This is a genomic window from uncultured Slackia sp., assembly GCF_944321625.1.
GTDB lineage: Bacteria > Actinomycetota > Coriobacteriia > Coriobacteriales > Eggerthellaceae > Slackia.
This window is the reverse complement of record NZ_CALUMA010000021.1, coordinates 39444-50708: the sequence shown is the minus strand read 5'-3', so window position 1 is coordinate 50708 and position 11265 is coordinate 39444. Positions and strand designations below refer to the sequence as shown.

8 protein-coding genes are annotated in these 11265 nt (G+C 59.3%); 3 read left to right on the top strand and 5 right to left on the bottom strand.

Going from position 1 to position 11265, the window contains the following annotated elements:
- Positions 1–175: 175 nt before the first annotated feature.
- Positions 176–523: a DUF1648 domain-containing protein gene (locus Q0J60_RS01845; protein WP_294438496.1), complete on the top strand. Its 348-nt coding sequence runs from the start codon at positions 176–178 to the stop codon at positions 521–523.
- A gap of 77 nt (positions 524–600) precedes the next feature.
- On the top strand, positions 601–1374 hold the full coding sequence (locus Q0J60_RS01840) for a DUF3800 domain-containing protein (RefSeq protein WP_294438495.1): 774 nt from the start codon (positions 601–603) through the stop codon (positions 1372–1374).
- A 152-nt stretch (positions 1375–1526) separates the two neighbouring features.
- On the opposite strand, the gene Q0J60_RS01835 is transcribed toward Q0J60_RS01840, so the two are convergent.
- Positions 1527–4493, bottom strand: a complete 2967-nt coding sequence (locus tag Q0J60_RS01835; RefSeq protein ID WP_294438494.1) for an insulinase family protein — start codon at positions 4491–4493, stop codon at positions 1527–1529.
- A 510-nt stretch (positions 4494–5003) separates the two neighbouring features.
- On the opposite strand from Q0J60_RS01835, the gene Q0J60_RS01830 reads away from it, so the two are divergent.
- Positions 5004–5915 carry a hypothetical protein gene (locus Q0J60_RS01830; protein ID WP_294438493.1) on the top strand — a complete coding sequence of 304 codons (912 nt, stop codon included), beginning with the start codon at positions 5004–5006 and terminating at the stop codon, positions 5913–5915.
- 85 nt (positions 5916–6000) lie between these two features.
- Here the strand turns inward: Q0J60_RS01830 and Q0J60_RS01825 are convergent, their stop codons facing one another.
- The 4 genes from Q0J60_RS01825 to Q0J60_RS01810 form a co-directional block, all read right to left on the bottom strand.
- Positions 6001–6630 (bottom strand): DUF47 domain-containing protein, encoded by a 630-nt coding sequence (locus Q0J60_RS01825; RefSeq protein WP_294438492.1) that lies wholly within the window; start codon positions 6628–6630, stop codon positions 6001–6003.
- A gap of 96 nt (positions 6631–6726) precedes the next feature.
- Positions 6727–7779 (bottom strand): inorganic phosphate transporter, encoded by a 1053-nt coding sequence (locus Q0J60_RS01820; RefSeq protein ID WP_294438491.1) that lies wholly within the window; start codon positions 7777–7779, stop codon positions 6727–6729.
- 381 nt (positions 7780–8160) lie between these two features.
- Positions 8161–8841, bottom strand: coding sequence for an MBL fold metallo-hydrolase (locus Q0J60_RS01815; protein WP_294438490.1), 681 nt, complete (start codon positions 8839–8841; stop codon positions 8161–8163).
- Positions 8842–8870: 29 nt separating this feature from the next.
- Entirely contained in the window at positions 8871–11264 is a 2394-nt protein-coding gene (locus Q0J60_RS01810; RefSeq protein WP_294438489.1) for a bifunctional (p)ppGpp synthetase/guanosine-3',5'-bis(diphosphate) 3'-pyrophosphohydrolase, read from the bottom strand.
- Between the last annotated feature and the right edge of the window lies 1 nt (position 11265).

Genomic DNA, 11265 nt, shown 5'->3' with positions numbered 1-11265 from the left:
CGCGCCACCATGGCAGATGGACTTGTTTCCGCTCACGTCTTTCCTGTTTCGTGGCCAATTCGTTACTCAAATGAATAATCTGATTATATGAGAGCCGGCTACGAATTGCATTGTGGCCACGATAAAGCAACCTCAAAGCGTGATATACAATAACAATGTTCTTAGGAGAATGCCCATGAAACCCCTGACACTCGCATTCTGGATTATTCTCGTGATCGCGCCATTTGCGATTTCGCTCGCATTCTTTGCCGCAGCGCCCGACGTGGTGGCGATGCATTTTGGATTTAACGGACAGGTTGATAGATACGGCAGCAGGTTCGAGCTTCTCATTACAGGTGGCTTCATGTCTACGTGTAATGCGCTTTTCTTCTTGTTCTATGCCTTTTCCGATAAGCTCCACGCATACGGCTTCATCAAAACGAAAACGCCGCAAAGCGGACGGGTAGCGCTCGTTATCGTCGCGGTCCTATTCATCATCGTCACAATTCTGCTCCTAGCGCTTTCTCTCGCTTTTGCTCCGTAAAGCCAGAAGCAATCTCGTTCGCAACACCTGCGCAAATTATCCACTGACAGGCACGAGCAAAGTATGGTATAAAGCCAATGGTGGCAAGTATTGCTACCTCCAAGCGCCGGGGGCTTATCCCCCGGCATTTTCATATTCGGGAGGCTATATTGGCAAAGTTGGCAAGGGAACTTTCGATATTCGCTGACGAATCGGGAGGCCGAGGTGGAACCTCTCGCTATTACCTCCTCACCCTTGTTTTCCATAATCAAGCTGATTCCATTGCTGAGAAAATATCCGCTTACGAACAGTCTCTTCTCGCGGCGAATTTGCCCAACATTCCCTTCCATTCGGAGCCGCTCCTTAATGGGCACGGCCCCTATGAGCACCTTCCGCTTGAAAGTCGCAAAAAACTGTTGTACGCATTCAATATCCTGACGCAGCGACTTCCTATCGCATATCGAACATTCGTATACCGACGTCGCGAGTACGACAACCCTCTCGCGCTCTCTGCAAAAATGAAGCGCGATGTATCTAACTTGATGTTCGACAATTTGGCATTCTTCCAGTCATTTGATGATGTGAAAGTCTATTACGACCATGGGCAAGACATCGTGAAGCGGGCACTCGACCAATCCATCGGGTTCGTACTCTCAAAAAATGCTGTTGAACAAAGGCATACCTCCATGTCAGACTATCGCTTGGAACAGGTAGCTGACTACCTCTGCACTATTGAGCTTGCCGCAGTAAAATATGCCGCCAAAGAAAACGGCGGCACGTACGATAAGTTTTTCGGCAGCATAGGCGCATTCAAGAAAAACTGGCTCAAGCAGGCACGACGCAAACAAATGAATACGGCCTCTTTGGGGTAATTTGACCCGCCCCTGTCGGCCCCTCATTGCTTCTATACAGAAGAGCTCGGGAAGAAGCCGCGATGTCATGATGCCGCGTGGATAAAACGGGACGGAAGCTTAGTGCTCCCGTCCCGTTTTGGATAGGCTTTCCCTTTTGCAGCAAACCTTACCTAGAACAACTCCGTGACCTCGAGATCGACCGATTTCGCGGCGGAAATCAACTCTTTGCTGCCGAACACGCATACGTGACCGCTCTTCGCCACAGCATCGAGCGTCGGCGCGAAGCCGCGCAGTACTTCGGGCGTTGCCGCAAGAATCTGCTCGCGCGTCTTTTCACGCCAATCCACAGGCTTGCCCGTGAAGTAGGCACCGTCCTGGCGAAGCGCCGCCGCCTTGGGCTTGACCGGCGCATCATGCGTCGCCACCGTAGAAACGATGTAGCCTTCCATCTCGTCGGCATCGGGCTCAAAGGCGGCAAGCCACTCCCCCGCCGCGTCGAAACGTTTGATGGTGGGGTCGACCGCCGGATCGCGGAACGAATAGTAGCGCGCGAGCCCCGCCGCCACACGGCGGAACCCAACGCCGTATGCGCCGCCTTTCACGCGCACTTCGTTCCACAGGTAATCGAACGAAAGCGCGTTAGACGCAACCGACCATGCGCCATCGAACGCACCCATGCCGGACACGTCGGCGCCTTTCGCCACATACACCACATCGCCGGACACGACGAACGCCTCGTCTTTAGCCTGCGGCTCGGGTATGGCGATGCGCGAGCGTTCGACATCCTCTGCCGCCGACTCAGCCCCCAGCACGCATGCCGGGCCCTCCGCGGCAAAGCCGAGCGTTCCCGCAAGCTCCCAGAACTTCGCGCAGTCCTCGCGCGAGCCCACAAAGCTCGCCGTCACGCGCTCGCCCGAGAACACGCGCGCCCTCATATCTTCGAGACGCGCCTTGAGCTCGTCGAACCGCTCGTCGAAGTGCTCGATCAAATCCTTCAGGAACAAGTAGAAATCCACGCCGCTCATCTGCTCGCGCAGCACGCACGACTTGAAGAAATACGAGGTCATACGGCTAATGGCACGCGTATGCCCCTCGTTCATGAACGCCTGTTCCATGGCGATGCGGCGCTGCACCAGTACATCGCGAATCTTACCCGCGTCGTCAAAGCGCGTGGTCTCCCATATCTCGCGCGGAATGCTTGCCAGATGCTCAAGCTCCTCAGACAGAGCGCTTGCCGACACCACCATCTTGAGCGACAGATCATCAGGCGCCCCGTCAGGAGCATACACGTTCGCCGCAAACCTCAAGTTCCCCAGATGCGAGCGGGCATAGGTGTCCAAATCAGCCGCCGTATGCTGCGCGGTATCCAAACGGCACAGCAGCATGGACAAAATGGTCACGTACGGCAAGTCATCCCAGTTGAGGTGGTCGATATCGATATATAGACGCAGATAGTCGATATGGCGCGTGGGCATATCGTAGTGCAGGCACGTAAGAGGCGCGCCCTCGAAGCGCCGCGCCTGCGTATCGGGTCGCGCAGCCCCGATATCGCTCACATGCAGTTGCGGCAGCGTCGCCAGAGCCTCGGGCGAATCGGGCTCTTCCTGCAAACGACGCAGTTCAGCGACGTCCCCCTGCACGCGCTCTTTATCCTCGCTGCTCATTGAGGCGAGCTTCACCGCAAGTTCGGCGGCCTCTTCGGTCTCGCCGCCGGTCTCCTGAGGCACCACGTCCACGAGCGCCTTGTGACCGTTCGCCGGCAGAAGCGACGCCAAAACGTCCTCGAAATAGCGCCCGTCCAGACCGGCGCGCATATGCGCCAGCACATCTTCGTAGTGCAGATACGTGGTGGCCATATCGTCGCCATAAAGCCAACCGGCCAGCGCGTTCATGGCCAGCGGCACGCCGTCGGCCATACCGCGGTCGCGTTCACGCAGGTCAAACGCCATCTGCGAAAGTGACGCCTCGAGCAGATCGCGCGGGATGCCCTCTTCAGCAAGGCGTCGTGCCTCAGATTCGATAAGCTCCATGAACGCGCAAGCGACGCCCGGCTTCGCGCCCTTCAATTGGAACATGGCAACCGGCTGCGCCTGCGAATCCAACAGATACGCCGTAGCATCGCCACCCAAACCAGCATCAAGCACCGCACGCTTGATGGGCGATTCGTTGCCGCCCATGAGCGCATCCATCAGCACGTCCGCTGCCAGCACGCGCTCGAAATCACGCGCCTCGCCAATCACGTAGCCCACGCCCACCGTCGCGTTCTCGGGAGCGGTATCCATGGGCACCTCGACGTCCAGCGTCACGCGCGGCGCAGCGATGCCGATCTCATTAGGGGCGTCATCAGTGCGCGGCGCGCAATCCGCCGCGGAAAGGTAGCGCTCGTCCAAAAAGCCCAGTACGCGGTCAAGGTCGAGGTCGCCGTACAGCACGATATAAGAATTATCCAAACGGTAGTGGCGCGCATGCGTGTCCAAGTATCCCTCGTAGGTCAGCTGCGGGATGGCGCGCGGATGCCCGCCCGACTCGAACTCGTAGCACGTGCCCGGAAACAGCGCCGCGTTCACCGCGTGGTACAGCACGCTATCGGGGTCGGCCAAGGCGCCCTTCATCTCGTTGAACACCACGCCGTTATAGCGCAGCGCCTCGGGTGCGTCGCCCTCAGCCTCGTCCAGCTCAAAGTGCCAGCCCTCCTGTTCGAAGATGGCGCGCTTGCTGTAGATCATCGGATGCAGCACGGCGTCCATGTACACATCCATCAGGTTGAGCAAGTCCTGGTCGTTGGTGCTCGCCACCGGATACATGGTCTTATCGGGAAAGGTGAGCGCGTTCAGAAACGTCTGCATTGAGGTCTTGAGCAGGTTCACGAACGGCTCTTTGACCGGGAACTTGTCGGATCCGCACAGAACCGAGTGCTCAAGGATGTGGAACACGCCGGTGTCGTCGGCGGGCGGCGTCTTAAACGTGATGGAGAACGCCTTGTTCTCATCCTCGTTCTCCAAAAACAGCAGGCGGGCGCCGCTTTTTTCATGGCGCATCACGTGCGCCACGCCATCGATCTCGTTCAGCGGCTCGCTTTGCACCGGACCAAAGCCGTGAGCAGCGGCAATGACGCCAATCTGGTCGGAAGTGAGCATACATGCCTCCTCATAAGCCGCGGCAAAACGCGCAGCAACATCAATCCCATGCCGGCGCCGCAGGCTTCATCGTGTAACGCGAGGGATTATAGCGCAGCAGCCTCGCGAATAATTTGACGCCCTTCAAGACCTGCAAGCCCCGCAAAACACCAAGACCCCTTGAAAATCAGGGTTTTCGGATGTCTTGCTAAGTATCCAGAATTGAACACACATCTGACCTGGTGCGATGCTGCACAAACTCCGTTTCTACTCGAACAGGCACTCGAAAACCCTGATTTTCAAGGGGTTTCGCCTCAGAAAGCTTGGACCGCGAGCACATTTCAACGCCTCGGAAGTCCGCGAGTCGAGTTTTAGAAGCCCCAAACCTACATATAGGCCTCCGGCGTAGAGCTTTCTTTGAAAAGTCAGCGCATAATCGCATTTCTTCATTCGCTGCCAGTAGAATTGAAGCTATATCGGACATGCTGCTGGTTGCCCTTTCAGCCAGCTTGGCAAACGAATCGAGGTCCTATGGAAATCACGATGCCCCAGATGAATGATGCCGATGGAGAAAAGCCGTCCGACATGCCCATTGAATTCTCGGGCTCTCTCACTGCGGAAGAGGCTGCCGAGTTTGTACGAGGGGCGCATCGACGATTGGCAACCGTGCTGGGCACCGACGAAGCGGCCGCCCTCGAGAAGGCATGCTTCATGCTCACCGACATGGAAATGGGCGTGTTTTTGGAGGAAACCGTCAAGGCACGGGCAACCGACCACGCCATTCGCAAGCTTGGCCTGACATTTTTGCTGGAGCCGTCCACGCGCTCGACGCTGCCCTACCAAGAAGGCGCGCCCTATGCGTTCGAAACATCGCTCCACGCCATACCGCCCATGGAACTGGACCTGGAAACGCCCATCGAGCTCACTAAAGAACTACGCGCGGAGGTTGCCCCCCAAAAGGCAGAGCGCACCGATGCCAATAAGGACGCCGCAAGCCCCTCCCTGCCCTCAGTTTCGCCCAAACTCGAGAAGCACATCCTTCGCGCCCTGCGCGCACGTCTGACGGGCACCGTCTCTGCGACGCTCGAGAGCGCGGCATTCGCCCGCGAGAACAAGGCATTCCACGCCGCGCTTGAAGAAGACGGCGAAACCTATCGCGAATACCGCATCCGCACGGGTAAGAAACCGCAGGAGGTCGAGGCCGACCTGCGCCGCGGCGCCATGCGCCAGCTCTACGACGAGATAGCCCTGGAAACCATCTTCCGCGAACAGAACCTCGAGGTGACGCCCGAGGACGAAGCAGCCATCCTGCACGAAATGGCCCCCGGCCGCGAAGAGGCCCTGCGCCAGGAGCTCGATAACGCCGGCAAGCTCTGGATGCTCACCCAAAAGACCCGCCGCGCCAAGGCGCTTGTGTGGGCGGTCGACAACCTGATTCGATAGAAAAAGAAAGGGCCCTAGGGCCCTTTCTAGTTGCGTAATCATGTTTGTTGCGCAAGTGCTTCGGCTTGTCGCACGAGCGCTTCGGCTATGCGTTCTTCAGCATCACCATGCGCATCGTGTCAACCACGTGCTCGCAGGCGTCTGCCGTGTTCTCAAGGCGCTGGAACAGCTTGTCCCAGATGAATACGTCTGCCGGGCTTTCCTCGCTGCGCAGGTACAAATCGCGCATCACGTGGAAGAACAGATCGTCCGCTTCTTCCTCAACGTCAGAAACGCTTACCAGCAGCGCGCTGAGCTTCTTGGATTTCTTGAAATCGCGGAAGTCGCACATGGCGGCCTTGAGCGCCTGGCAGCTCTTCAGCAGCAGACGGGCGAATTCCACCGCGCGCGGGTGCATGGACGTCACGTTGTACATGTAGAAACGCTGAATGGTGCTCTCCATGTAGTCCACCACGTCATCGAGCCCCTGCGTGAGCGCGATCACGTCCTCGCGCTCGATGGGGGTGATGAAGTCGACCGCCAAAGCCTCGAATACCTCGTGGCACACCTCATCGCCCTCATGCTCGATGGCATGGGCGCGCGTGATTTCGGGGAGCACGGCATCGGACGTCGTGAAGTTCTCGATGATTTCAATCAGAAGCTCGGCCCCCTGACAGGCAAGGTCAACCTGCTTCTCGAACGCATCGAAGTAGTTGAAACGTGACTTAAGGCTCATGGCAATCCTCTCTTTGAAGCGCGCCGCGCACGGCCGTCGCGTCAGACCAAACTAACGGCGCCCGCTCGCATCGGAGCCCCTGCGCCGCGACATACGTCAGATGAACATCAGGAACAGCTCCGCCATCAAAAAGCCGATCAGGCCGCAACCCGGGAACGTAAGCACCCAGGTCTTAACCATATCGATCGCCACCTGCCATTTCACAGCGGTCTTGCGCTTGGCGGCGCCGACGCCCATGATGGCGGTGGTCTTGACATGCGTCGTGGAAACCGGCATGCCGGTGAAGGTCGCGAGAATCAGGCACAGCGTCGCGGAGAAGCTGGCGGAAAAGCCCTGATACACCTCGAGGTGCGTCATGTTCATGGCGACGTTTTTGATGATGTGCTCGCCGCCGATGGCGGTGCCCAGACCCATGTTGATAGCGCACAGCACCATAAGCCATATCGGCAGAGCAAGCTCGGCGGATTGACCGAGGCCCGCGGAAAGCGCGATGCCCAGCAGGAACACGCTCATGAACTTCTGGCCGTCCTGCGCGCCGTGCATGAACGCCACGCCAGCACCTGCGGCAATCTGGCACCAATGGAACACCTCGTTGGCTTTATGGCGGTTGACGCCCCTACACAGAAACGCGACCACCTTGGCGGTGAACCAACCCAGGCCAAAACCCAAAAACGTCGAAAGCAGAATGCCGTAGATGACCTTGATCCACTCGTTCCAGTTGATGGCATCCAGGCTGCCCATGGCGGCAATAGCCGCGCCCGTAAGGCCAGCGATCAGCGAATGGCTCTGCGACGTGGGAATGCCGAAGTACCATGCCGCACCGCCCCACACGATGATGGCCACCATGGCGGCGGCAAGAGCGGCGATGGCGACGGTGTTGTCGCCGCCGAAATTGACCATGTTGAAGATGGTGCTTGCCACGGCGCTGGTGAACATGGACACCACCAGAAGACCGAGGAAGTTGCATACCGCAGCAAGAATGATGGCAGGGCGCGGCTTCATAGAGCGCGTGGATACCACCGTGGCGATGGCGTTAGGAGCGTCGGTAGCGCCATTGACGATGATGACGCCCACGTTGAGAAGCGTGACGGCAACCATGAGAGGGTTGGTCATGAGATGGGCTATAAACGTCCCCAGTTCTACGCTCACGGCACCCTTCCCTTCGAAACGGCGAACGGCTCCGCAGCCGCGCCCTCGCAGAAATATGACCTGCATCAAGAGCGCACAACAAAAGAGGGCGCCCAAAACGTGCACCCTCTATGATACGCGTAATTTTACAAAAAATTGACTTAGATTTTACCTGTTAAGAAAATGCATCAACCTCAGAGTAGCTTAAGCAAGTTTATAGCTTGCGGAATCAGGACGAAACAGCGAAACGCGCTCTCGTGCCGGAGATTCGTGGGTTCTCGGAGGCGACGCGTACTTCGTACGCTAGCCTGCGAGAACGCGCGAAGATTCGGTGCGAGAGCGCGTTGCAGCGTCGTGGCGCTTATTCGTGCCGTTCCGCCGTTCGGCAGAACGGCGGAACAATTAGAACGCCTCGATTACGCGATGGCGTTCGATGCCGATCGTAGTCAGCCCCTCATGGCCGGGGAACACGATGGTGTCGTTGGGCAGAGGCGCCAGCTTGGTGCGCAGGCTCGCGCGCATCTCCTTCGCGCTGCCGCCTTCGAAGTCCACGCGGCCGGTAGCCCCACGGAACAGTGTGTCACCCGAGAACAGGATGCCCGGCTTGCCGCCGAAGCCCTCAAGGTACAGGCACATACCGCCCTTGGTGTGGCCCGGCGTGTGGATGACCTTGAACTCCAGCGACCCCAGCTTGATCGTGTCGCCGTCGTTCACCTTCACGTCGACATGCACCGGAGCGACGGAATCCCAGGCCCCGAAGTAACCGGGCTGGCCCGATTCGATGATGGCGCAATCGGCGGTATGGGCGACAACCTTGGCGCCCGTTGCCTCGACGAGCTCGGGCAGAGCGATCAGGTGGTCGTTGTGGTTGTGCGTGCATACGATGTACTCGAGCTTAAGCCAGCCGAGCGCCTTGATGATGGCCTGCGCATCGCCGGCAGGGTCGACCACCATGGCAGGTGCGCCTTCCTCGCGACCGTCAGACACAATCATGCAGTTGTTGTCCATCATGCCGATGGTCAGCACGGAAACGGGCACGCAGCCGTGGCCCTCGGTGATAATTCGCTTGCAATTCGCGCGCATGGGTTCTCCTATCGAGTCGTTCGCGGGTTCTAGTGCTTCTTCTTCCCGCCGCGTCCGGCGTGGGGATTGTTTCCTGGCAGCATACGACGCGCCTCGAACACGCCCTCGATATGCCGCAACGATTCCAGAATCTTTTCAATGTTAGAGAGCTGCGACACCTGGAACAGGTAGCGCATCTCCACGATGCCGTCGGAATGGCTCACGGTGTTGGACGAAAGCACGTTCACGCCGGTGTCCGAGATGGTGTTGATGATATCGCGCAGGAGGTTCAGGCGGTCGAGCGCCTCGATATATACCTCCACCTGGAACGATGCCGCGCTTTCGGCGGAATCCTCCCAATGCACCTCAATCAGGCGGCCCTTGTCGCGCATCAGGTCGTTGGCATTGGGGCAGTCGGCGCGATGGATGGACACGCCGCGACCACGCGTGACGAAGCCGATGATCTCGTCGCCGGGCACGGGGTTGCAGCAACGCGACAGGCGCACGAGCGCGTTGTCCAGGCCCGCCACCACGACGCCGTTGGAAGACTTGCCCTTGCGGGCGGCTGCGGCGGGACGCTTGGTCATGGTGAGCATGGGCGGCATGGTGCCCGTGGTCATGATGGTGGACACGGGGCGCGGCTCCGCCTCGGGCTCAGGCGCCAATGCCTTCACCAGGCGGTTGGCAACATGGAGCACCGTTTCCTTGCCGGCGCCCACCGCCACCATCATGTCGTCGGCGTCCTTGTAGCCCATCTGCTCGGCCACAGCCTTCTGCGCGCGGATGCTGGCAGTAGACCCCAGGCCCCGCCCGTGCTTCTTGAGCTCGCGGGCAAGCTTCTCGCGGCCGAGCGCCAGATCGTCGCTGCGGCTGACCTTGGAGAAATAGCTGCGTAGCTTGCTGCGGGCCGAAGGCGTCTTCACCATCTTGAGCCAGTCGCGCGAGGGCGTGGCGCTCTTCTGCGTGAGAATCTCCACGCGGTCGCCCGTCTGAAGCTCGTAGGAAAGCGGCACGATCGCGCCGTTCACCTTGGCGCCAACGCAGTGATTGCCCACCTCGGAATGCACGGCGTAGGCGAAATCCACCGGCGTCGATCCGGCGCGCAGGCTTTTCACGTCGCCCGTGGGCGTGAACACGAACACCTCGGTGGGCGCGAGGTCCATCTTGAGCTCGCTCATGAACTCACGCGAATCGTCCGTCTCCTCCATGCGCTCCACCACCTGGCGAAGCCACGCGATCTGCTTGTCGAATGCGGCGTCGGCCTTGCTGCCCTTCTCTTTGTAACGCCAGTGCGCGGCAACGCCGTACTCGCTCATGCGATGCATCTCTTCGGTGCGAATCTGCACCTCGAGCGGACGACCAGAGGGGCCGATGACCGTGGTGTGCAAGCTCTGGTACATGTTGAGCTTGGGCATGGCGATGTAGTCTTTGATGCGGCCCGGCATGGGGTGCCACAGTGAGTGCACCGCGCCCAGTGCCGAATAGCAGTCTTTCACCGACTCCACGATGGCGCGCACGGCAATCAGGTCGTAAATCTCGGAGAAACCCTTGCCGCGCTTGGTCATCTTCTGGTAGATGGAGTACAGGTGCTTGGGGCGCCCCGCGATGTGCGCCTTGATGCCCAGGCGCGTAAGCTCGGCGGAGAGCGTCTCAATCACGTTGGCCAGATAGCGCTCGCGCTCTTCGCGGCTCTCGGCCACCATGCGCGAGATCTGCTTGAACTTAGCGGGCTCCAGGTAGAAGAACGACAGGTCTTCGAGCTCCCACTTGATGGAGCCGATGCCCAGGCGATGGGCGATGGGCGCGTAAATCTCGAGCGTCTCGTGCGACTTGAAGATGCGGCGGTCCTCGGGAAGCGCCTGCAGCGTGCGCATATTATGCAGACGGTCGGCAAGCTTGATCACGATGACGCGAATGTCTTTGCTCATGGCCACGAACATCTTGCGGATGGTAGCCGCCTGCTCGTCGGTCAGGCTCTCCACGGCAATCTGCGTGATCTTGGTCACGCCCTGCACCAGCTGCGCGATTTCAGGATTGAAGTCCTCGGCCACCTGCTCGACGGTCACATCGGTGTCCTCCACCGTGTCATGGAGCAGTGCGGCGCACAGCGTGTCTACATCCATGCGCAGATCGGCGAGGATGAGCGCCACCTCGATGGGGTGCGCGATGAAAGGCTCGCCGCTTTTGCGCTGCTGGCCGGCATGGGCCTTGTCGGCGAAATGGTAGGCCTTGCGCAAGAGCTCCATGGCGTCCTCGGAGAGGTATGCCGACGCGCGTTTTTCGAGCTCAGCGAAGCGCGCATCAGGCGCCATATCCTCGCCCGCCGCGGCCGAAGGAGCGATGCCCCCGTCGTAGGAATCTATGGAGAGGGCGCCGATCGCATCGGCGAGCTCGGGCTCGACCGGCAATGCGATAACACTGTGAGCGTGGTTCTGTTCTGCCATG

Bases quoted from the DNA above. Each gene is read 5' to 3' on its own strand.
- Q0J60_RS01815 (WP_294438490.1), bottom strand. From the start codon at position 8,841: ATGCGCGCGAATTGCAAGCGAATTATCACCGAGGGCCACGGCTGCGTG.
- Q0J60_RS01835 (WP_294438494.1), bottom strand. From the start codon at position 4,493: ATGCTCACTTCCGACCAGATTGGCGTCATTGCCGCTGCTCACGGCTTT.
- Q0J60_RS01840 (WP_294438495.1), top strand. From the start codon at position 601: ATGGTGGCAAGTATTGCTACCTCCAAGCGCCGGGGGCTTATCCCCCGG.
- Q0J60_RS01825 (WP_294438492.1), bottom strand. From the start codon at position 6,630: ATGAGCCTTAAGTCACGTTTCAACTACTTCGATGCGTTCGAGAAGCAG.
- Q0J60_RS01810 (WP_294438489.1), bottom strand. From the start codon at position 11,264: ATGGCAGAACAGAACCACGCTCACAGTGTTATCGCATTGCCGGTCGAG.
- Q0J60_RS01845 (WP_294438496.1), top strand. From the start codon at position 176: ATGAAACCCCTGACACTCGCATTCTGGATTATTCTCGTGATCGCGCCA.
- Q0J60_RS01830 (WP_294438493.1), top strand. From the start codon at position 5,004: ATGGAAATCACGATGCCCCAGATGAATGATGCCGATGGAGAAAAGCCG.